The sequence below is a fragment of the Kribbella sp. NPDC004875 genome, assembly GCF_042873375.1.
GTDB lineage: Bacteria > Actinomycetota > Actinomycetes > Propionibacteriales > Kribbellaceae > Kribbella.
On sequence record NZ_JBIALI010000011.1, the window covers coordinates 1 to 21,900 of the forward strand.

The window sequence follows — 21,900 nt, forward strand, 5'->3', positions numbered from 1 at the left end:
GGGGGGGGGGGGGGGGGGGGGGGGGGGGGGGGGGGGGGGGGGGGGGCGGCCCGGGGGGGGGGGGGGGGGGGGGGGGGTGTGGGGGGGACAACCGCGCGGGGGGGGGCGGGAATTCCCGCCCCCCGCCCTTCGACAGAGCTTTGAAACGTCCGGGTGGCGGTGTTACTCCGCCGGGGCCGGGACGATGTTGACGACGCGACGACCGCGCCGGGTGCCGAACTCCACGGTGCCCTCGGCCAGCGCGAACAGCGTGTCGTCGCCGCCACGGCCGACCAGGTTGCCCGGGTGGAAGTGCGTGCCACGCTGCCGGACGATGATCTCGCCGGCGTTGACGAGCTGACCGCCGTACCGCTTCACGCCGAGGCGCTGGGCGTTGGAGTCACGACCGTTGCGGGTCGAGGCCGCTCCCTTTTTGTGTGCCATTGGTGATCAGCTCACTTCTTCTTCGCGTCGATCGCGGTGACCTTGACCTGGGTGTAGTGCTGGCGGTGACCCTGGCGCTTGCGGTAACCGGTCTTGTTCTTGTACCGGAGGATGTTGATCTTCGGGCCCTTGGTACGGCCCAGGACCTCGGCCGACACGGCCACGTTGGCCAGCGCCGCAGCGTCGGCCGTCACGGTGTCGCCATCGACGACGAGGACCGCCGGCAACGCGACGGTGTCGCCCACCTTCTCGGTCAGGCTGTCGATCTCGATGACATCGCCGACGGCGACCTTCTGCTGGGTGCCGCCACTGCGCACGATCGCGTACACCGTGGATCTCACTCTCTGCTGGATCGGAAAACTTACAGTGTGAAACGTGTGAACCTCACACATTCACAGTCAGGCATGGGTTCGGTGCGCACTCGGCGCACCGAACCCTTAGCTTACAACCCCGAGCTCACAAACTCGAAATCGGTCAGCTTCCGGTGGTGACGAGCTCCGACGCGTCGGATCCTTCACCCTCGGTAGCGGTCTTGCTCCGGCTCCGGCTGCTGCGCCGGCGCCGGGGGGTCTTCGGAGAGCCGTTCTGCGCCGCATCGCCCGCGTCGACCGACTCGGTGTCCGCAGCGACCTCGGTGACGGCCGCCTCGGTGGAGGCCTCGGTCGCAGGAACCGGGAAGCCGGTGGCCTCCGGGCTGACGTGCTCCTCGGCGCCGGCGACGACCGGGTAGCCGGTGGGCTCCGGCGTACCGTCCTCGTCCTTCTTCACCGAAGCGGCGGCGATCTGCGCGAGCTTCTGGGCCGCGTCACCGTTGTGCTGCGGCTCGGGCTCGGCGTGCTGCTGCTCGTCGTCACCACGCCCCTTGCCGCGGCGGCGGCGCGAGCTCTTCCGGCCGCCCTCCTCCGGCTGCTGGGACTTGCCGTGGTCGTGACCGTTCCCGTTCTGCTGACCACTCTGGCCGTTCTGGCCGTTGCGGCGGCGGGACTCCTTCGGCTCGTCGTGCAGGATCAGCCCGCGGCCACCGCAGTGGTCGCAGTTCTCGCTGAACGCCTCGAGCAGGCCGGTGCCGATCCGCTTCCGGGTCATCTGGACCAGGCCGAGCGAGGTGACCTCGGCGACCTGGTGCTTGGTCCGGTCCCGGCCCAGGCACTCGACGAGCCGGCGCAGTACCAGATCGCGGTTCGACTCGAGCACCATGTCGATGAAGTCGATGACGATGATGCCGCCGATGTCGCGGAGCCGGAGCTGCCGGACGATCTCCTCGGCCGCCTCCAGGTTGTTCTTGGTGACGGTCTCCTCGAGGTTGCCCCCGGAGCCGGTGAACTTGCCGGTGTTCACGTCGACGACGGTCATCGCCTCGGTGCGGTCGATGATCAGCGAGCCACCCGACGGCAGCCACACCTTGCGGTCCAGCGCCTTCTTGATCTGCTCGTCGATCCGGTAGTTGGCGAACACGTCGCCGTCGCCGGTCCACTTCTCGACCCGGTCGGCCAGGTGCGGCGCGACGCCCGCGACGTACTCGCGGACCTGGTCGTAGGCCCGGTCGCCGGAGATCACCAGCTTGCCGAAGTCCTCGGTGAACAGGTCCCGGACGACCCGGATCAGCAGATCCGGCTCGCCGTACAGCAGCTGCGGGGCCTGGCCGTTCTTGGACTTCTTGTCGATCTCCTCCCAGGCGGACTGCAGACGGCTGACATCCGCGGTCAGCTCCTCCTCCGACGCACCTTCCGCGGCGGTCCGGACGATCACGCCGGCCTCGTCGGGGACGATGTCCTTGAGGATCGTCTTCAGCCGGTTCCGCTCGGTGTCGGGCAGCTTGCGGCTGATACCGCCGTTGCCGCCGCGCGGGACGTACACGACGTACCGGCCGGGCAGGCTGATCTGGTTCGTGAGGCGGGCGCCCTTGTGGCCGATCGGGTCCTTGGTGACCTGCACCAGGACCGACTGGCCGGACTTCAGCACCTGCTCGATCTTCCGCGGGCCGTTCGAGCCACCGAGGGTGGCCCAGTCGACCTCACCGGCGTACAGGACCGCGTTGCGGCCCTTGCCGATGTCGATGAACGCCGCTTCCATGCTGGGCAGCACGTTCTGCACGCGGCCGAGGTACACGTTGCCGATCAGGGAGGTCTGCTCGGCGGTGGTCACGTAGTGCTCGACCAGGACGTTGTCCTCGGACACCGCGATCTGGGTCACGTCCTCGCGGGACCGGATCACCATCGTCCGGTCGACCGACTCGCGGCGGGCCAGGAACTCGGCCTCGGTCACGATCGGCGCCCGGCGGCGGCCCGCGGCGCGGCCCTCGCGGCGGCGCTGCTTCTTCGCCTCCAGGCGGGTCGAGCCCTCGACCGCGGTGATCTCGTTCGCGGTGTTCTTGCTGCGCGGTTCCCGGACCCGTACGACGGTCTCGTCGGGGTCGTCCGCGGAGGCGCCGCTGTCCTCGCCCTTGCGGCGGCGACGGCGACGGCGCCGGCGCGACGAACTGCCGCCCGACTCGCCGTCCTCGTCGGAGTCCGAGTCGTCCTCGGCGGCGTCGGCCTCGTGGTCGTCCTGCGCGTCGTGCTCGTCGCGCTCGTCGTCAGAGTGCTCGTCGGCGCTGTCGTCCGCACCGTCCGCGTCGCCCGACTTGCGACGACGGCGGCCACCGCGACGACGCCGGCGACGACGAGTGCCCTCGCCGCCTTCCTCGTCCTCACCCTGCGCGTCGGCCTGGGTATCGGTCTGGTCGTCGGCGGTCTCGGAGTCGGCACTCACGGCCTGCGGCCGCGCCTCGGTCTCCTCGACGGCCTCGACGGCGTCGTGGGCCTCCACGTCACGCCCACGCCGGCTCCGCCGACGCCGCGTACCGGTCGGCTGCTCATCAGCACCCGGCTCCGCGGCAGCGGCGACGTCGGTCGCCTCGTCGTTCGCGACCGCCACGTCGGACGAGCGGGTCCGGGTACGGCGGTTGCCCGACGTACGGGCGTCACTCGCGTCAGTCGACGCAGTGTCCGACGCAGTGTCCGCAGCGGGTGCTTCAGCGGTCGCGCCGGAGCCCGACGAGCGGGTCCGCGAACGGCGGCTGCCCGACGTACGGGCGTCACTCGCGTCAGCCGACGCGGTGTCAGCCGCGGCGTCCGCCGTGGTGTCCGCAGCGGCGTCAGCGGTCGCGCCGGAGCCGGACGAGCGGGTGCGCGAACGGCGGCTGCCGGACGTGCGGGCCTCGGTGGTGCGGGCCTCGGGCGCGTCGGCGCCCGTGGCGGTGTCGTCGGCGTCAGCGGTGCTGCTCGCCGCCTGCGGGGTCTCGGTCGGGGCCTGGAACAGGACCGCGGCCGGGGCGGGGCGACGGCGGCTACGCCGCGTGCTCGGCGCCTCAGCGGCGACGTCAGCGGAGCCGGCCGCGCCGCTGTCAGCAGCCGCAGAGCCCGCGCCTCGCGCGGAACCGGCGCCGGTCGCGGAGCCCGCGGTGTCGGCGGAGTCGGCGCTGGTTGCCGGGGCGTCGGCGGGGGCGCTCGGCTCGGTGGACTTGGTGCTCCGGCGGCGGGAGGTGCGCTTGGTGGCCGGGGCGGTGGTCTCCGCCGGGGCGGTGGTCTCCGCCGGGGCGGTGGTCTCCGCCGGGGCGGTGGTCTCCGCCGGGGCGGTGGTCTCGGCCGGGGCGGACGCGTCGGCGACCGGACCGTCGGTGACGACGGAGTCCGGGGTCACCAGCTCGGCGTCGGCGGCCTTCTTGGTGGTGCGCTTGCGGGTGGTCTTCTTCGCCGGGGCGTTCTCCACCACCGGACCGGCGTCCGCCATCGACGTCTCGGCGGCCGGCGCGTCCTCGGTGAACTCCGGGAAGATGTCCTGCGCGGCCGCCTTCTTGGCCGGGCGCTTCGCGGTCTTCTTCGCGGCGGTGGTCTTCGCCGCGGCCGTCTTGGCCGTGGTCTTCTTCGCGGCGGCCTTCTTGGCGGCGGCCTTCTTCACCGGCGCCGGCTCCGGGTCGGCAGCCAGGTCGTCGGACTGGGTCGGGACCGCCTCAGCGGTCTTCTTCACCGTGCGCTTGCGCGTCGTGGTGGTCTTCTTCGCGGTCGCGGCCTTCTTCGCGCTCTTGCGCGTCGAGGCGGCGGGCGGGGCGGTGGCAGCCGAGTCGGCTGCGTCGGTGGTCGGCTCGTTGTCGAGCATGTAGTGCGGGTCTCCTCAAGCCTTCCGGCGCATCCCGGCTCCTGTCACGAGCCCGGCGCCTGCCGTAAGGCGGTCACGGTTCGCCACACCTGGCACCAGTGCCGCGGCGTAGCGGAAGCCTGCTGGATCCGCTCCGCCCGCGCTCAGGGCACAGAGGGAGCGGCGGCGTCGCCCTCCGCTGGTTGCGTCTGGTGGGGACCTGCCTGGCCGGTCGCGGTCGCCTGGTTGGCGTCGCGGTCACGAGCGAGCGGGTCGTCCACCGTGCCGGTTGCCGCGATGAGCGGGCCCTGGGCGAGCCTGGTCAAAAGAGCCGGGCCCGTCACCGGGAGCGTCGCTACCTCTAGCACGCCGGCGAGAACGTCGTCGGGTCTCACGGCCGGGGTTCCGTGCCGTAACACCACTTGCAGTATCGCACACGTCGCAACCGACCCCGGTTCACTCGCGACGGTGAGTCGGAGAACGGCAGCCCGACAGTCGAACGATCGAAGCCCGCGTTTGGTCATGCGCTCGACCAGAATTTCCTCCCGGCCGAGGAACGCCTCGACCGCGCCGGCGGCTGCCTCGGGATCCGTCCCCGGCAACGCGATCCGCCACTCGCTGGCCTCCAGCCGCTCGGCCAGCCCACCGGGTCCCGCGACCACGACCTCGAGGACGTCGAGCCCGGGTGGGAGCGCCTCGTCGAGCGCGGCCCGGACCTGTTCGGCGTCCCGCTCGTGTGTGAGCGATATCTCCAGGTACTCCGCCTCCGAGGCGGCTCCGGTCGGCGCGGCACCGGCGTACGAGATCTTCGGGTGCGGGCTGAATCCGTGCGAGAACGCCACCGGCAGGCCGGCCCGCCGGACGGCACGCTCGAAGGCCCGCTGGAAGTCGCGGTGTGAGGTGAATCGCAGCCGCCCCCGCTTGGCGAACCGCACCCGCAGTTTCTGGACGGCGGGCAGCTGCTGCGACGGCGGAGCTTGTACTGGTGGCACGCCCCCAGTGTCGCAGCACCGCACCGCTGGCGGGTTGTAGGGCCGGTGACGCCCTGCAACGCGTCAGCGGTGAAACAACCCGGTACCGGGCTCACTCCGAGGCGGTGTAGCGCTCCGAAGACTCGAAGGACGGGTCGGCGTCGGGGTCGAGTTCCACGTGGACGTCGCCGCGGAGGTCGTCGAAGACCACGACCTTGCTGCCGTCCGCGGGGACCCGGTCGGGCGTGGTCCGCATCCGGGCCTTGATCTCGTGCGCGCCGGCGGGCGAGTCGTACGCGATCGTGACCTCGAGCTCCGGGCTCTGCCCGAGCCAGAACACGATCCGGCCGAGCTTCACGGTTCCGGCGTACCGGTGGCCGTCGCGGCGGAGTCGCTCGATCGTCGCCTGCCGTTCCCGCGCCTCGGCCAGGGCCGACGGCAGCCGCCCGACCACCAGGATCCACCAGAGCACAGCGACCAGCGTGAGTACGGTGGAGATCGCGTACGCCTCGGTGCCGATCCGGAAGTCGAGGGTCCGGCGAAGCGTCCCGGACGGGTCCACCGAGAAGCCGGTCACGACCGAAAAGCCGGCACCGACGGCGACGCCGGCAAGCAGTGCCGACCCGACGAGCAGCCCTGCCGCCCGGCTCTGACCGAGTCGCTGCCGTGCCTTCTCACCGAAGACGAGCGAGAAGTGCAACAGGACGTACGCCCCGATGATTGTGGCGAGGATCCGCCAGAGCAGCCGTACGCCGCTCGGGAAGTCGACCGCGCACGTCTCGGCCGGCGCCGACGCGTTGCACAGCCACGACGTACCGAGCAGACTCGCAGCGCCCCAGGCCGCGAAGCACAGGGCGCCGAGAATCGCCAGGTGGGTCGTCACGTGGCCGGGTGACTCGCCGTGAGCGAGTCCGGTGATCCGCGCCCCCTTGTCGGCCGCCGAGAACACCGGCCGGTCGTCCCACCAGTCCTTCATCAGCACCCCCAGGTCCGAATCGGATCGAACGGTACCTGCAAATACTGCAAATATCCTCAGGGCTGGATCGCGGACCTTCCGGTCAGGTACAGCGCCCAGCCCAGCAGCCCGAACGACACCGTCGCGAGGAGCGTGCGGACCAGGTTGCAGGTCACCCACTTGCCCTCGTCGAACGCCGCCCGGGCCGCCGCGACGTCGATCGTTCCCGGGTCACCGGCCGCCTTGAGGGCATCGTTCAGCGGCACGTTCACCGCCACCGTGACGATCATCGAGATCAGGTAGAGGACGAACGCGATCACGATCCACGGCAGCGCCTTCTCCTGCAGGCTGGCCAGGCCCGCGAGCAGCGTGAACAGCAGCGCGCCGACGAATCCCAGGCCGAGGAACAGCGGGTTCACGATCGCCCGGTCGACGGCCTGGAACGCGCTGACGAAGGTCTTGTCGTCGGTCTTCGCCAGCCCCGGCATGAACGCGTTCGCGTAGATCGCGTACACCCCGGCGACCAGTCCCGTCGTCATCGTGGCCACCATCAACGAGGCCACCCGCAGTCCGTTCATCTCTCTCCTTCGGTACGGCGGGAACTCCCCGCACCGAAAAAGTTAGAGGCCCGCGAGCGCCCCGGACATGTCGCCGGAACTCACCTCCATGTCCCTGCGACTCAGAGCTTCGCGCACTGCCCTGAACGCGGCCCGGAGACTCGGTTCGGCGCCTCCAGATTCGCCGGCGCCGGGGCGTTGCCCGAGCATCTGAGCGGACCGTTCACGGTGTTCCCCGCGACCGACACCGCACTGCTGTTCGTGATCGCCACCGGCCCCTGGACCGTGCTGCCGACCGCGACCACGGAGCGCGTCACTCCGTCGGCCGCGACCGGGCCGGTGACAGTCGAACGGAGAAGCTGCAGATCTGCCGCCTGATCAGCGCGAACCGGGCCGTTGACACGCGAGTCGATGGCGACGACCGAAGCGCCGGAACCGACCAGGACCGAGCCGTTGACGGTCGCATTGGTCAGGCAGGTGACACCGGAGCGCAGATACAGCGAACCGTGGGTGCCGGTGAGGGTCGTCGTACAGGCCGGCGCGGGTCGCAGCAGCGTGACCGCGAACCGGCGCGCGTCCCCGATGTTGCCGGTGGCATCGATGGCGCGGTACTCGACCTGGTGACGCCCGTAACCAGGCGGTACGTCGTCCCACGGCACCACCCGCGGCACGCCCAGCTTCCCGTACACGAGCTGGTCGATCTCGGTCCCTTCGGCGGTGAACCGGAACGGCGCGGACGCGTCGGTCGGCCAGCCGAAGTAGTTGTACCAACCGTCTCCGTCGACACGGAACTCCGGTACGACGTACCCCGGGCTGTCGTCCGTCGCGGCGAGCCCCATCGTGAACGTGTCGTTGTAGATGTACTCCGGGCCGCTCGCCTTCTGCACGCTGAGCAGCGGTTTCGACAGCGTCGGCGTCACGGCCGGGCCGGTCCCGTCGACGTCCCAGGTCAACTGCTCGGCGCCGACCCGAGCGGTAAGCGTGTGCCGCCCGGTCAGGTTCAGCGGTGCGAGGTCGAAGTCCCGGTCGTTCCCGGGGTTGGCGACCGGTTTCCCGTCCACCTGCCAGCTGATCGCGCCCGCGGACTGCGCCGTCTCGGCGTACACGACCTCGTCGGCGCTGACCGGGTGCCCGGTCGGCGTCGAGCCGGTGAACGTCGGCGGCTCGGTCGATGTCTGCGCGGTCAGGGAGCTGTCGATCGTCCAGGAACGCGTCGCGGTCGGCCGGACCGCGGGGTCTCGGATGAAGCCGGTCGGGTCGACGATCGTCGCGGACAGCGTGTGCGGGCCGGGTCCGAGGTCGAGCGAGCCGAGGTCGACGGCGCGGGCGTTCGCGGTCGGCAGCGCCGTACCGTCGAGCGACCAGGTCACGTCGAGCTCGTGGTCCGCCGGATGCAGCGTCTGCAGCCAGACGACCTGGTCAGGGCTCACTCGACCGGCGGGCGTGCCCGCCTGGAAGAGGCTCGCCTTGGCCGACAGCCGCTGCGTCATCCGCTCGCGCGAGACCTGGTCGAACGCGTACCCGAGCGCCTTCATCATCGAGTGCGCGCTGGGGCGCCAGACGCCCGAACCGGCGTACATCCCGCCCTCGTAGCGCCCGATCGTGCCGCCCGACTCCGACGGCTCCCCCACCCAGCGCCACCACTTCTGGTGCTGCGCCAGCATCTGTTGCTCGGTCAGCAGAGTGTGGTGGATCGAGGACGGCTCGGCACCCTGGTACGGCGCTCCGCGCTCGCCGCGGGCGTAGTGGTCGTACTCGTCCTGCAGCCCGCCGAGCGAGTGACCGAGCTCGTGCGGCGTGATCAGCGCCGAGAGCGCGTTCCCGCCCGAGGCCGTGGCGTAAGTCCCACCCGCGCCGCCGTACGTGTCGCTGTTGCCGATGGCAAGAATCTGGCGGTTCGCGGACGTGGTGCCCGGGACGAGGTCGGCGTACTGCGTCGCCGCGGCCGAACTGACCGTCAGCAGCCGCTGGACGCTGTTCGCGTTGCAGCCGCCCCAGAAGCCCATTTGCAGTGGCGTGTCGCGCTTCGGCGAGGCGAGGTCCGGATCGCAGTCGACGCCCGACTCCGGCGAGGCGATCTCGACGGCGTACACGTTCACGTAGTTCCGGTACGACTTGAACGGCTCGATGCTCCACAGGATGTTCAGGTGCTTGTCGAGCTGCTCGCGGAACTTCGGCAGCTCGGCCGCGGTGTACCCGTCGCCCATCACCACCAGGTTGAACCGCGACGAGGCCGGCCCGGTCACCTGGATCGGCACCACGGTCGCCTCCGGGCCGGCCGAAGCTCGCGCGGCGGCCGTCACCGGCAGGCCGGCGATCACGGCCGCGACCACGGCCGCCACCACCCACAGCATCGCGGTCAGTCGTCTGGTCCTCACACGGTCCTCCCCAGCCCGGCGGCACTGCCGTGAGCAGCTTACGAAGGCCGGGCCGCGGATGTGAGGAGTTCCCGCGTGGCGACGTACGGGCCATCCGGGCCGTCGTGCGGCATCATGAGGGTTCGGGGGAACCAGTGAGGAAAGGACACCGATGACGGAACCGGCACAGTCGCCGCGGCGGGAGCCGGACCCTGCGGTCGTGGATGCCGGTGACGGCGACGGCAAGGGCATCTACTGGGTGCTGAAGAACGTGCTGGTCGGACCGCCGGTGAAGCGGATCTTCCGGCCGAACGTGCTCGGCGCCGGCAACATCCCGGAGACCGGGGCCGCGATCATCGCGAGCAACCACCTGTCGTACTCCGACTGGATCTTCATGCCGCTGGTGCTGCGCCGCCGGGTCACCTTCGTCGCCAAGTCCGACTACTTCACCGGCGCCGGGATCAAGGGCCGCTTCCAGCGCGGGTTCTTCAAGGGCACCGGCCAGGTGCCGATCGACCGCTCCGGCGGCTCGGCGTCCGAGGGCGCGATGCGGGCCGGGATGAAGGTGCTCGAGCGTGGCGAGCTGTTCGGGATCTACCCCGAGGGCACCCGGTCGCACGACGGCCGGCTGTACAAGGGCCGGACCGGCGTCGCCCGGCTGGCGCTCGAGGCGAAGGTGCCGGTGATCCCGTGCGGCGTGATCGGCACCGACGTGGTGGCCCCGCCCGGCAAGATCGTCGCGTCGTTCGCCTCCCCGACGGTCAAGTTCGGCGAGCCGCTGGACTTCTCGCGGTACGAGGGCATGGAGAGCGACCGGCTGATCCTGCGCGCCGTCACCGACGAGATCATGTACAAGATCATGGAGCTGTCCGGCCAGGAGTACATCGACATGTACGCCACCAAGGCCAAGGCCCTGGAGGGCCGCGCGGTCACCGGAGCGCCGGAGAAGGTCCGTAAGACGGACACCTGATCCGGTTGGTGAGATCCCGGGGGTCTACGCTGGGAGATCGTGGACGGACCGATCGCTTATCAGGGTGAGCCAGGCGCCAACTCGGCGATGGCGTGCACCGGCATGTTCCCGGACCGCGAGCAGCTGCCCTGTACGACGTTCGAGGACGCCCTCGAGTCGGTCAGCAGCGGCCGCGCCGGGCTCGCGATGATCCCTGTCGACAACTCGATCGCCGGGCGGGTCGCGGACATCCACCACCTGCTCCCGGAGTCCGGGCTGCACATCGTCGGCGAGTACTTCCTGCCGATCCACTTCCAGCTGCTCGGTGTCCCGGGGACCACGCTCGACCAGATCCGGACCGTCCGTAGCCACGTGCACGCGCTCGGCCAGTGCCGCAAGATCATCCGCGAACACGGCTGGTCGACCGTCGTCGCCGACGACACCGCCGGCGCCGCGCGCGAGGTGTCCGAGCTCGGCGACCCGACCGTCGCGGCACTGTCGCCGCGGGCGGCCGCCGAGCTGTACACGCTGGACACCCTCGCCTCGGACGTCGAGGACGAGCACCACAACACCACCCGGTTCCTGGTGCTGTCCCGCGAGCCGGAGGTGCCGCCGGTCGGCTCCGGGCCGATCATCACGTCCTTCGTGTACCGCGTGCGGAACGTCTCGGCCGCGCTGTACAAGGCCCTCGGCGGCTTCGCCACGAACAGCGTGAACATGACCAAGCTGGAGTCCTACCAGCTCGGCGGGATGTTCTTCGCCACCCAGTTCTACGCCGACATCGAAGGCCACCCCGAGGACCCGAACGTCGCCCTGGCCCTCGAGGAGCTCGCCTTCTTCTCGGTGGAGGTCAGGTTGCTGGGCGTCTACCCGGCGCATCCGTTCCGGGCCTCGATCGCCGAACCGGCCGCGAACCGGGCCCTCCGCCCGCACCACTAGGTCAGTCGGCGCCGGATCGGCAGCTCGACAGGAGGTATCCGGGGCCGCCCGGACTTTCCACGCTCAACAGCCGACTGCATCGGGCGCGACAGGCCGACACCTCCTGTCGAGCTGCCGACCTCAGCCGCGGATGCTCCGCTCCCAGGCGGTGCGTTGGGCGACGGGGCGGAAGCCCAGCTTCTCGTTCACGGCGATCATCGGTGCGTTCTCCGGCGCGTTCCAGGTGTGCAACACGGCCTTGCCCGCGGCACCGGCCTGGAGCGCGCGCAGGTTGGGGGTCTTCACCGCGATCCCGAGACGCTTGCCGCGGTGCGAGCGGCGTACGTAGGTGTCGTACTGATTCAGGCGCTCGGGCGTCTCCGGCGTACCGCCCATCTGGGTGTACGCCGCCAGCTCGCCGGTGGCGGTGTGGATCGCGGCGGTCGTGTAGGTGAAGCGGCCCTGGGCCACTCTGCGTTCCTCCATGTCACGCACCAGCTCGCGCGTGTACTGCACCGCCTCGGAGGCGCGCTCGCCGGTCGGCACGTCCTCGCTCATCCCGGTCTGCAGCTCGACGAACTGGTCGAGGTACTCGTCCGGGGTGTGCTCGCGCCACTGGACGATCTCGTAGCCGTCGACCGGCTGATCCACCAGGTCGGTCAACGGCAGCTCGACCACCTGATGCAGTTCGGCGTGCTTCTTCACGAAGCCCCGGGCCCGCGCGAACGCCGTACCCGGGCTCTCGCCTGTCACCGGGTCGCCTGCCATGTTCATCCCCGAGACGATCGTCCGGCCGTCCGCCTTGGCGCGCGCGATCGCCTCGTCCAGCAGCCGGGTCGCGACACCACGCCGCCGGTACTGCGGTGCGACGGCGAGCTCCACGTCGACGGTGTTGGTGTCGCCCACCAACCACCAGTCCAGCCAGGCGATCCCGAGCCAGTCGTCCCCGTCCACGAGCCCCAGCCCGTTGGCCCGCACATCCGCATGCTCCCGGGCCATGAACACCCGCGCCTCGTCGGCCCCCATCCCCGCCGGAAACTCCAGCTCCTCCCGCCGCACATCGAACTTCACCCGATAGAACCGCCGAAAAACCTCCGGGTCCCGCCCGTCAACCTCCACAATCATCACCCCCGGACCCTACGTCCCAACCCAACAGAACACCGGCGAATTACCCCAGGTGCAGCGGGTTAGGTGAAGGTCCAGGTGGGGTGGGATTGCTCTAGGAGCGGGCGGTGGTTGGACCAGTTGGTGGGTGGGAGGGGGTGGGGTGGGAGGAGGGTTGGGTGGCCGGAGGTGAGGTTGTAGCCCCAGGTGAAGGCGGCGACCGGTTTGATGGCGTGGGAGCGGATTACGTCGGGGACCAGGACCAGGAACGTGTCGGCGCGCCAGGTGCCGTCGGGGTGGTTGGGGTTGGCGGGGGCGTCGAAGAACGTCGGTAGGTAGCCGTAGGTGTAGAACGGGTCGGTCCGGTCGAGGTTCGGGAGCAGGTCGACCGTCACGTCGGGGCCGTTCGTGACGACCTGGATCCAGCCGAAGATCGCGGTGATCCCCCGGCCGTCGAAGGTCAGCGACGCGGTGCAGATGGGAAACCCGTGGAAACCGTCCACCTCCGGTACGACGAGGCCGTGGCCGGAGGCTGTCGGGTCCGTGTTCGGCTCCACCCGCACCGAGATCACCCCGTGGTGCCCGCGGGCCGTGAACGGTATGCGCACCCACAACCTCCTAGTGTCGTGCCGCCCGCGTGACCTGCCAGGTGCCGGCGACAGTAAACGCGAGCAGGACCAGCGCGGCCAGCTCGTCACCCATTTCACTGCGTACGGCGGTGTTGTCGCCGGCGCAGTCGGCGAGATGGTGCAGGACCTGGGTCCGGCCGTCGTGCAGTTGCTGAGCGCCCGCCGTACAGACGACGACCTCGGTGCCGGCGGCATCGATCTGGCCGCGGTGCCGGACCGCGTCGGGGAAGATCCATGCGAGCAGTGCGACGAACGCGCCGATCGTCACGATCAGCCAGGCGGCGAGTTTCGGCGACCCGATCATTGGTGCTCCACACGTTCCGCGCGGTGCCGGCGGACCCGCCACACCACGATCGCGATCACGACGATGCCGGCCACGACCAGCGCGGCGACCCGGCCGAACGTCTTCTCCACCCGGCTGTACGAGTTGCCGGCCAGGTAACCGATCAGGACCGCGGCGGCCCCCCAGACGATCCCACCGGCCGCGTTGAAGCTGACGAACTTCAGGTACCGCATTCCCGACATGCCCGCGAGCGCAGGCATCGTGGCGCGGAAGAACGCGACGAACCGGCCGAGGAACACCGCCGTACCGCCGCGCTCGGCGAGCTGTCTGCGGGCCCGGTCCAGCCGGTCGGCGCGCCGCTGCAGGACCCGGGTGCCGAGCAGGCGCGGACCGAAGTGCCGGCCGATCTCGTAGCCGACCGTGTCGCCGAGAATCGCGGCCGCGATCACCACGACCAACATCACCGGGAGTGACGTGTGACCGAGCGCCGCGGTGACCCCGCCGAGTACTGCCGCGGTCTCCCCCGGCAGCACGAACCCCACGAACAAAGCGTCCTCGGCGAACACGAGCAGCCCGACCATGCCGTACACGGCGGCACCGCTCAGCCCGAGCAGCCAGTCGGTCAGTCCTTTCACGCCCGGCCTCTGATCATTGGTGCGGCCCCCGGACCAGCACCGGTCGCAGTCTGGTCCCGGCGATCGCGGTGACGAGCCGGGTCAGGCTCCGGCGCAGCAGCAACCAGGTGCCGATGGCAACGATCGCACCGAGCAACAGGCCGGCCACGACGTCAGCCGGATAGTGCGCCGCGACGTAGACCCGGGTGCCCGCCATCAGCACCGCCGCGGTGGCGGCGATGATCCCGAGCCGCCGATCGACGATCCACAACCCGGCCGCGACCGCGCCGGCCATCGTCGCATGGTCGGACGGGAACGACGGGTCGGTACTGCGGTTCGCGAGCACCACGATGTTCCGCAGGCTCGCGTACGGGCGTGCTTCGTGTACCGCGTGCACGATCGGTTGGTTGACGGCCACAGCCAGAAGCGTCGCACCCCCGGCGCACAGCGCCGCGGCCACCCCCACCATCCGGCCCGACCGCCGCGCGACCCACCACCCGGCGAGCAGCAGTGCGGCGAACAGCAGCACGCCGTACGCCGCGAAGACCTGCGCCGGTCCGTGCAGCCACGGGGTGGCGCGCGCGAACGCGTTGATCTGCCGGAACAACCAGTGATTCACGCTGACCCCCCGTTTACTACGATTCAGGTAGTAGATTGATGCTACTACGTTGTTTGTAGTAGTTGAGAAGGAGGAGCCGTGCCGGCTTCGCGGAGTCAGAGTCGCGCGCGCGGCGATCTGGAGCAGCAGGTGTTCGCCGCGCTGGCCGCGGGCGGCGGTGCGATGACAACGGCCGACGTCCGGGACGCGCTCGGCGGTGAGCTGGCGTACACGACGGTGATGACGGTACTCGCCCGGATGGCGTCGAAGGGCCTGGCCACCCGCCGGCGGGTCGGACGGTCGTACGCCTACACCGCGGTCGTCGACTCGGCCGAGGTCGCCGCGCATCAGCTCCACAAACTGCTGGATGCGCGCGGAGACCGGGCCGCGGTGCTGACCCGGTTCGCTCGCGGACTGTCACCGGAGGAGTCGCAACTGCTCGTCGACCTGCTCGCCGCGGAGGACCAGTGACCACGGCCGCCGTACTCGGTCTCGTCGCGATCATCGGCTACGCGCTGGTGGCGCCGATCGCTTGCCGCCGGTTGACGCCGTCCGTGGCGACGGTGCTGCTCGTGGTCGGCAACGTACTGTCGGCCGCCAGCGGAGTCTTCATCCTCGCCGTCGTGGCGTTCACATGGATCGGGCAGTTCCCGCTCGTCGCGCAGCGCGGCGCCTGGTCCCCGGTGACGCTGCGGACCGACAGCCCCGTGCCGGCCTGGCCCGCGGCGGTCGCCGGCTGCCTGGTCGTGCTCGCCATGGTGTCGGTGGCCGTGACGGGCCTGCGGCAGGTGCGCGCGCTCATCGCCGTTCATCGCGCCTGCCGCGGGCTGCGACCGGTCGGTGAGCTGGTGGTCCTCGACGACGACCGCCCGGACGCGTTCAGTACGCCGCAGCCCGCCGGCCGCGTGATCGTCACCAGCGGTCTGCTCCGCGCGCTGGCTCCGCGCGAACGCGACGTACTGCTGGCGCACGAGAAGTCGCACCTGACGCACCACCACGCCTGGTGGAACCTCGCCGCCGGCCTCACCGCCGCGGTCAATCCGGTACTGCGTCCCGCGGCCCGCGCGGCCGCGACCTCGGTCGAACGCTGGGCCGACGAGGACGCCGCCCGCACCGTCGGCGACCGTCGCCTGGTGGCCACGACACTGGTCCGGGTCGCGCAACTGCAGACGCGGTTCGGACATCCCGGCATGGTGGTCGCCGCGACCGGTGGTGATCTGGAGACCCGTGTCCGCGCGCTGCTCGCACCGCCGCCGCGTCGCCGGCCGCTGGTGATCGCCGCGGCGGTCGCCGTGTTCGCCGTCGGCGCGCTCCCGGCCGCGGCCGTGCAGCACACCGGCGAAAGCCTCTTCGAGCACGCCGAAGCCCAGCAGACAGCCCAGCACACGGCCCAGCAGACCAGCCAGCACACCACGCAGCACGCCTGACCACTCACCACGGCGTTCAGCCGAGCGGAAATTCTTCAACGTTCGCGGCCCTTGCCGCGAACTTGAGTACCGGTGCGCGAGAGGTTGTGCGCGGGCGGTGATCGGCGGGATTCTGAACGCAGGAGCAGGCATATGGGGGCCGCTGCTCGGTGGGGGAAGACGGGAGGGACCGTCTTCGGTCGAGGCGCGTGCTGGGGGTGATCTTCTCGATTCGGTGCCGTGGCGCCGGTCTGCACCTGTGCCCCCGCGGAAGGGGGAGAGATGCCGAGAAAGGCCAACGGGCGAGCGGACAAACATCGCGACGACGACCGGATGCCGGGCGAGGCCCCGGCACCCGGGCAGGGGGCGAACGGTCATGCCGCGCACGGACAGGCCACTGCGGGCGAGACGCCGATGCCCGGGACGACGGGCGCGCCGGCCGCAGGCAGTACGACGATGACCGGCGGCGGATCGCCCGCGCCGGAGATGGGTGGCGGTGGATCGCCCGCGCCGGACATGGCCGGCGGCGGATCGCCGGCCGCCGACATGGGTGGCGGCGGATCGCCTGGCGGCGCGGGAATGTCGGGTGGCGGACAGGCCGGTGGTGCCGGTATGAGCGGCGCGACCACAGGATCCGGTGACGGACGCACGGAGTTCCCGAGCCGCCGGCAGTGCGGGGTGATGGACGTGCACCGGCGGCTGCTGTCGACGTCACCGGAGTACGCCGCGGCGCGGTCGGCGCTCGAGACCGCGACGATGGCCTACGTCTCCCGCGAGCAGCGCTTCAGCGGCGTCGCCCGCATCCCCTGTGTCGTGCACGTCGTCTGGAACACCAACGCGCAGAACATCTCACAGGCGCAGATCGACAGCCAGATCGACGTCCTGAACCGTGACTACCGCGCGGCCAACCCGGACACCAGCATCGTGCCGTCGGTCTTCAGCGGCCTGATCGAGGACTCCCGGATCGAGTTCTTCCTCGCGACCACGGACCCGAACGGTCAGCCGACGACCGGTGTCACCCGGACCCAGACCACCTCGACCAGTTTCAGCACCGACGACAAGGTGAAGTCGTCGGCGACCGGCGGCATCGATCCCTGGCCGACCGACCGGTACCTGAACATCTGGGTCTGCCAGCTCGGCGGCGGCCTGCTCGGCTACGCGCAGTTCCCGGGCGGCCCGGCGAACACCGACGGCGTGGTGATCCTGCACAGCGGGTTCGGCACCAACGGTACGGCGACGGCGCCGTTCGACCTCGGCCGGACGACGACGCACGAGGTCGGCCATTTCCTGAACCTGTTCCACATCTGGGGCGACGACGGCAGCGGCTGCAGTGGCAGCGACGAGTGCGCCGACACCCCGAACGCGGCCGGCCCGAACTTCGGCGTACCGACGTTCCCGCACGTGACCTGTAGCAACGGGCCGAACGGCGACCTGTTCTACGACTACATGGACTACACCGACGACCGCGGCATGGTGATGTTCACCCACGACCAGGTGGCCCGGATGCAGGCCTGCCTGGACACGGTCCGCACGACGCTGCCGGTGTTCGGTGCCGCCGGAGGTACGCCGGAACCGGCCGGCTCGGTGGTCGCCTGGGGGGCGAACCGGCTGGACGCGTTCGTGCTCGGCACCGATCTGGCGATGTATCACAAGTGGTGGGACGGAGCGGCCTGGGGACCGTCCGTCGGGGGTTACGAATACCTGGGTGGTGTCTGCATGAGCGCTCCTGAAGTCGCGTCCTGGGCCGCGAACCGGCTGGACGCGTTCGTCCTCGGCACCGACCACGCGCTGTACCACAAATGGTGGGACGGCTCGAACTGGGGACCGTCCGTCACCGGCTACGAATACCTCGGCGGTGTCTGCATGAGCCCACCACGGCTGGCCACCTGGGGCCCGAACCGGCTGGACGCGTTCGTGCTCGGCACCGACCGCGCGCTGTACCACAAGTGGTGGGACGGCTCGTCCTGGAACGGGTACGAGTACCTCGGCGGGATCTGCCTGAGTCCGCCCGAAGTCGTTGCCTGGGGCACTGATCGGCTGGACGTCTTCGTGCTCGGCACCGACAACGCGGTCTACCACAAGTGGTGGGACGGCTCGAACTGGGGGCCGTCGGCCACCGGCTACGAGTACCTCGGCGGCGTCTGCGCCTCGCCACCGCGAGTGGTGGCGTGGGGTGCGAACCGGCTCGACATGTTCGTCATCGGCACCGACTCGGCGCTGTACCACAAGTGGTGGGACGGCTCGTCGTGGAACGGCTGGGAGTACATGGGCGGCATCTGTACGACACCTCCGACCGTGGTCTCGTGGGGCTCGGACCGGCTCGACGTCTTCCTGCTCGGCACCGACTCGGCGCTCTACCACAAGTGGTGGGACGGCTCCGCCTGGGGACCGTCGGTCACCGGCTACGAGTACCTGGGCGGGATCTGCACCGACGAGCCGCGGGTGGTCTCCTGGGACGCGAACCGGCTGGACGTGTTCGTCACCGGCACCGACAAGCAGCTCTATCACAAGTGGTGGGACGGCAGCGCCTGGGGACCGTCGGTCACCGGCTACGAGGGACTCGGCGGGATCATCAGCGACTTCCGGGTCGAGGTCCCGGAGTCCCCCGCCTCGATCGGGCAGGGGGTGCGGATCTGAGCACCTCACCGGTCGGGCACTGGACCCACTCCTTCGAGGAGGATCACGACGGAGTGAGCGTCTACCGCCGCGACGACTTCGCCTTCCCGCCGGCCCGCGGCCGGCGGGGGGTGGACTTCCACGCCGACGGGACGTTCGTACCGCAGCTGATCGGCCGCGGCGACGCCCCTTCCCCGGCGCCGTCCGGCCGCTGGGACGACACCGGCCGCCTGTTCATGCCCCCGTCCGGTCCCGCGCCGGGCGGGTCCGGCCACATCGTCGCGGTCTCGGACGACCGCCTGGAGATCTCCTGGGAGCCGACATGAGGGCAGGAGCGGTGCGCTATCTCGTCGTACCGACGGCGGAGGTCGCTGGTGGAGCGCGGTCGGCGGAATTCGGGGAGCAGACCATCGTCTGGGTCCCGGCCGAACAACGCCTCGGCCGGGCCTCCCGAACCGTTCCCGGACTGCTGCTGGTCACGCAGGTCGGCCGGAGCTTCCAGGACGAGTATCCCGGCGTCACGCCGTTGCTCGACCACGGCCGGCATCTGGTCATCTCGGCGGCGGACAAACCCCGCAAACGTTCCAACCAGTGCTGGCGGATCGAGCCACTGCGCCCGAACACGACGATCGTCGAGACCCGCGCCGTCTCCGCCGCCCGGGCCGACCCGGACGTCGCGGACCTGGTCGGTGCGTTGTCGATGACGTCGTACCGCAACGACCTGACCTGGCTGGCGAGCCTGCCGACCAGGCATTCGCTGAGTACGACGTTCACCCAGGCGATGGATTTCGCCGCCGACCGGATGGTTGCCCTCGGCTACCAGGTGGGCCGGACGCCGATCACGGTCGGCGGCGGCCGTTCGGCGGACCTGATCGGCGACCGCGCGGGCGTCGGCACCAATCGCGGACTCGTCGTCGTCACCGCGCACCTGGACTCCATCAACATCGCCGGCGGTCCGGCAGCCGCCGCTCCCGGCGCCGACGACAACGGGAGCGGTTCGGCGGGCGTCCTCGAACTCGGCCGGCTGCTCGCCACCCGGTCCTGGCAGCACGACACCCGGCTGATCCTCTTCGGCGGCGAGGAGGAGGGCCTGTTCGGCAGCAAGCAGTACGTCGCCGCGCTGCCGGCCGCCGATCGCGCGCGGATCCGCGCGGTGCTGAACATGGACATGATCGCGACCACCAACACCGCAACGCCAACGGTGCTACTGGAAGGCGCGGCCGTGTCGTCGAGTCAGATCGATGCGCTCGCGACCGCGGCCGCGACGTACACGGGGCTGAAGGTCGAGACCTCGCTGAATCCGTTCGCCAGCGACCACGTGCCGTTCATCAACGCCGGAATGCCGGCCGTGCTGACGATCGAGGGCGCGGACAGTGCGAACGGACACATCCACTCCGCCAACGACACACTGAACTTCATCGACTGGGCGCTGGCGGCGGAGATCCTCCGAATGAACATCGCGGCCCTCGCCGGCTGGCTGGAGCCCACAGTCGCCCGCCGTCGGCCCCAACCAGCCGGCTCCGTCGTCTCCTGGGGCCCCGGCCGCCTCGACGTGTTCGCGACCGGCACCGACTCCGCCCTGCACCACAAGGCATATGACGGCGCCTGGCACGACTTCGAGAATCTAGGCGGTGTTGTCTTAGGCTGACGGGCATGTGGAGCCCGAATGCGCGTGATGTCGGCGGACTTCCGACGGGGTACGGCGTACCCACGCGCGCTCGGGCTCTCGTGCGAACCGACTCCCTCGACGCGCTGGACCCGGCCGGGTGGGCCGAGTTCGAGGCGCTCGAGGCCGGGCTCGTGCTCGATCTGCGGTCGGAGTGGGAGCTGAAGCAACCACATCCGCTCGACGGCGCACCGGCGTACCGGCGGATCCCGTGGATCGACCCGGACGGCGAGGCGCGGCGGGTGCCGGAGAACGAACCGCGCCTGGTCGATGTCTACCGCAACAGCCTCACGCGCAACGCGCCGCACATCGGCAGGATCTTCACCGCGATCGCGGCGGCGCCGGCGGATCGGCCCGTCGTCGTGCACTGCAAAGCCGGCAAGGACCGGACCGGTCTGACCGTCGCGCTACTGCTCGACCTCGCCGGCGTACCCCGCGAGCGGATCGCGGCGGACTACGCCGTCAGCGAGGTCAACCTCGGCCTGCAGGACGGCCCGGAGTACTCGCGGACCCGCCCGGAGACGATCCTCGGCTCGCTCGAGCACCTCGACGAGCGGTTCGGCGGCGTCCGTGAGTACCTGGCGTGGCTCGGCCTGAGCAGCATCGAGATCCATCGGCTCGCGACGCGGCTCGTGCCGGTCCGGGCGGAGGCGATCGTGTTCGACTTCGACGGTCTGCTGATGGACACCGAGACCACGATGGTCGAGAGCTGGCGGGCCGAGTGGGCGCATCACGGTCTCGAACTCGATCTGAACAGCTTCTGGCCGGGCCACGGCGGCGACGTCACCGAGGACCGGTACGCCGTCCTCGCGGCCGCCGTCGGCGCTGGGTTCGACCGGACCGAGAGCCACGCGCGCCGGCTTGCCCATCGGGATCGTCTGCACGCCTCGCTCGACTTCCGGCCGGGCATCCGGGACTGGATCGCGACGGCACGGTCGCTGGAGCTGCAGGTCGCGATCGCGAGCAGTTCGCCGCGCGCCTGGGTACTCGGTCATCTGGAGCGTGTGGGTGCGGTCGAACTGTTCGATCAGATCGTCACCGGCGACGAGGTGGCGACGCACAAACCGGATCCGGCGATCTACGAGCTGGCGCTGCGACGCCTCGGCGTGCCGGGCGCGGCGGCGGTCGCTGTCGAGGACACGGCGCACGGCGTGGCCGCGGCACAGGCCGCCGGGATGTACGCGGTCGCCGTACCGAATCCGTTCGTCCCACCGGCGGCGGTCGCGGCGGCCGACCTGGTTCTGGGCAGCGCTGACGATCTCTTGCTCACCGAGCTGCTTGTCTCGGCGGGCTCGAAAGGGTCGACGTCGGTAACTGAGTGACCTAATCTGCTGACCCTCTGTAGGTTTCCAACTGAAGGGTGGTCAGATGCGGAAACTCCTTGGTGCGATCGCCGCGACGGCAGCGGCTGCGGCAGGTCTGACGGTCGCCGCGCCGGCGCACGCGTCGACGGCTGCGTGCGACCTGGTGACGGCGAAGTCGGTCGGTTACTCGGCCTCGATGCTGTACGTCGCCGTCGGGCTGGAGGGTTGCTCGAACAGCGTCACCGAAGTACGCGTCGAGCTGCAGAAGGGCGCCTCCGCGAGCGGTCCGTTCAGCACGGTCGCGGAGACGTACGCGTACTCGGGCGGCGGCGCATGGTTCGACGAAGGCACCGGCTGCGGGTACTACGTCGGCGTCGCGCACTGGCAGGACCAGACCGAGACGACGCCGACTCCGGCGTACTACTGCAACTAGC

At 70.5% G+C, this 21,900-nt stretch carries 21 protein-coding genes; 9 read left to right on the plus strand and 12 right to left on the minus strand.

Translation table 11 applies throughout. The features are described from left to right. Positions 1-162: 162 nt before the first annotated feature. The 7 genes from rpmA to ACFYRH_RS39760 all read right to left on the minus strand — a co-directional run bounded on the left by rpmA (position 163) and on the right by ACFYRH_RS39760 (position 9,400). Entirely contained in the window at positions 163-423 is a 261-nt protein-coding gene (gene rpmA, locus ACFYRH_RS39730) for a 50S ribosomal protein L27 (protein WP_132152713.1), read from the minus strand. Positions 424-434: 11 nt separating this feature from the next. Next, the gene (rplU, locus tag ACFYRH_RS39735; RefSeq protein ID WP_387786088.1) at positions 435-752 is read right to left on the minus strand and encodes a 50S ribosomal protein L21; all 318 of its coding nucleotides are present in this window, start codon (positions 750-752) and stop codon (positions 435-437) included. Positions 753-897: 145 nt separating this feature from the next. Continuing rightward, positions 898-4,560, minus strand: coding sequence for an Rne/Rng family ribonuclease (locus tag ACFYRH_RS39740; RefSeq protein ID WP_387785888.1), 3,663 nt, complete (start codon positions 4,558-4,560; stop codon positions 898-900). A 143-nt stretch (positions 4,561-4,703) separates the two neighbouring features. Continuing rightward, positions 4,704-5,531, minus strand: coding sequence for a TIGR03936 family radical SAM-associated protein (locus ACFYRH_RS39745; protein WP_387785890.1), 828 nt, complete (start codon positions 5,529-5,531; stop codon positions 4,704-4,706). A gap of 91 nt (positions 5,532-5,622) precedes the next feature. Next, a complete protein-coding gene (locus ACFYRH_RS39750) occupies positions 5,623-6,486 on the minus strand; it encodes a hypothetical protein (protein ID WP_387785892.1) in 864 nt (287 codons plus the stop codon). Between the two features lie 56 nt (positions 6,487-6,542). Next, entirely contained in the window at positions 6,543-7,043 is a 501-nt protein-coding gene (locus ACFYRH_RS39755; protein WP_387785894.1) for a DUF1772 domain-containing protein, read from the minus strand. 101 nt (positions 7,044-7,144) lie between these two features. After that, positions 7,145-9,400 carry a M64 family metallopeptidase gene (locus ACFYRH_RS39760; RefSeq protein ID WP_387785897.1) on the minus strand — a complete coding sequence of 752 codons (2,256 nt, stop codon included), beginning with the start codon at positions 9,398-9,400 and terminating at the stop codon, positions 7,145-7,147. 151 nt (positions 9,401-9,551) lie between these two features. Between ACFYRH_RS39760 and ACFYRH_RS39765 the strand changes: the two genes are divergently transcribed. Both ACFYRH_RS39765 and ACFYRH_RS39770 read left to right on the plus strand, forming a co-directional pair. Continuing rightward, positions 9,552-10,349 carry a lysophospholipid acyltransferase family protein gene (locus tag ACFYRH_RS39765; protein ID WP_387785900.1) on the plus strand — a complete coding sequence of 266 codons (798 nt, stop codon included), beginning with the start codon at positions 9,552-9,554 and terminating at the stop codon, positions 10,347-10,349. 39 nt (positions 10,350-10,388) lie between these two features. Continuing rightward, positions 10,389-11,267 carry a prephenate dehydratase gene (locus tag ACFYRH_RS39770; protein ID WP_387785902.1) on the plus strand — a complete coding sequence of 293 codons (879 nt, stop codon included), beginning with the start codon at positions 10,389-10,391 and terminating at the stop codon, positions 11,265-11,267. A 120-nt stretch (positions 11,268-11,387) separates the two neighbouring features. Here the strand turns inward: ACFYRH_RS39770 and ACFYRH_RS39775 are convergent, their stop codons facing one another. From ACFYRH_RS39775 to ACFYRH_RS39795, 5 genes are all read right to left on the minus strand, one after another. Further along, entirely contained in the window at positions 11,388-12,317 is a 930-nt protein-coding gene (locus tag ACFYRH_RS39775; RefSeq protein ID WP_387785904.1) for a GNAT family N-acetyltransferase, read from the minus strand. Between the two features lie 116 nt (positions 12,318-12,433). After that, on the minus strand, positions 12,434-12,958 hold the full coding sequence (locus ACFYRH_RS39780; RefSeq protein WP_387785908.1) for a hypothetical protein: 525 nt from the start codon (positions 12,956-12,958) through the stop codon (positions 12,434-12,436). A 10-nt stretch (positions 12,959-12,968) separates the two neighbouring features. Continuing rightward, entirely contained in the window at positions 12,969-13,283 is a 315-nt protein-coding gene (locus ACFYRH_RS39785; protein ID WP_387785911.1) for a hypothetical protein, read from the minus strand. Further along, on the minus strand, positions 13,280-13,897 hold the full coding sequence (locus ACFYRH_RS39790; RefSeq protein WP_387785913.1) for a DedA family protein: 618 nt from the start codon (positions 13,895-13,897) through the stop codon (positions 13,280-13,282). The genes ACFYRH_RS39785 and ACFYRH_RS39790 overlap by 4 nt, the downstream gene beginning before the upstream one ends. 13 nt (positions 13,898-13,910) lie before the next feature. Then, positions 13,911-14,495, minus strand: a complete 585-nt coding sequence (locus ACFYRH_RS39795) for a phosphatase PAP2 family protein (protein ID WP_387785914.1) — start codon at positions 14,493-14,495, stop codon at positions 13,911-13,913. A gap of 78 nt (positions 14,496-14,573) precedes the next feature. Between ACFYRH_RS39795 and ACFYRH_RS39800 the strand changes: the two genes are divergently transcribed. From ACFYRH_RS39800 to ACFYRH_RS39830, 7 genes are all read left to right on the plus strand, one after another. Beyond that, entirely contained in the window at positions 14,574-14,945 is a 372-nt protein-coding gene (locus ACFYRH_RS39800) for a BlaI/MecI/CopY family transcriptional regulator (RefSeq protein WP_387785916.1), read from the plus strand. Continuing rightward, positions 14,942-15,901 (plus strand): M56 family metallopeptidase, encoded by a 960-nt coding sequence (locus ACFYRH_RS39805; protein ID WP_387785918.1) that lies wholly within the window; start codon positions 14,942-14,944, stop codon positions 15,899-15,901. Before ACFYRH_RS39800 ends, ACFYRH_RS39805 begins: the two co-directional genes overlap by 4 nt. Positions 15,902-16,162: 261 nt before the next feature. Next, positions 16,163-18,517, plus strand: a complete 2,355-nt coding sequence (locus ACFYRH_RS39810) for a M43 family zinc metalloprotease (RefSeq protein ID WP_387785919.1) — start codon at positions 16,163-16,165, stop codon at positions 18,515-18,517. Between the two features lie 53 nt (positions 18,518-18,570). Further along, complete coding sequence (locus tag ACFYRH_RS39815) at positions 18,571-18,822, plus strand: hypothetical protein (protein WP_387785922.1); 252 nt, start codon at positions 18,571-18,573, stop codon at positions 18,820-18,822. Further along, the gene (locus tag ACFYRH_RS39820; RefSeq protein WP_387785923.1) at positions 18,819-20,144 is read left to right on the plus strand and encodes a M20/M25/M40 family metallo-hydrolase; all 1,326 of its coding nucleotides are present in this window, start codon (positions 18,819-18,821) and stop codon (positions 20,142-20,144) included. Before ACFYRH_RS39815 ends, ACFYRH_RS39820 begins: the two co-directional genes overlap by 4 nt. A gap of 5 nt (positions 20,145-20,149) precedes the next feature. Further along, positions 20,150-21,484, plus strand: coding sequence for an HAD-IA family hydrolase (locus ACFYRH_RS39825; protein ID WP_387785925.1), 1,335 nt, complete (start codon positions 20,150-20,152; stop codon positions 21,482-21,484). Positions 21,485-21,530: 46 nt separating this feature from the next. Beyond that, positions 21,531-21,899: a hypothetical protein gene (locus ACFYRH_RS39830; protein ID WP_387785926.1), complete on the plus strand. Its 369-nt coding sequence runs from the start codon at positions 21,531-21,533 to the stop codon at positions 21,897-21,899. The last annotated feature ends 1 nt before the right edge of the window (position 21,900 follow it).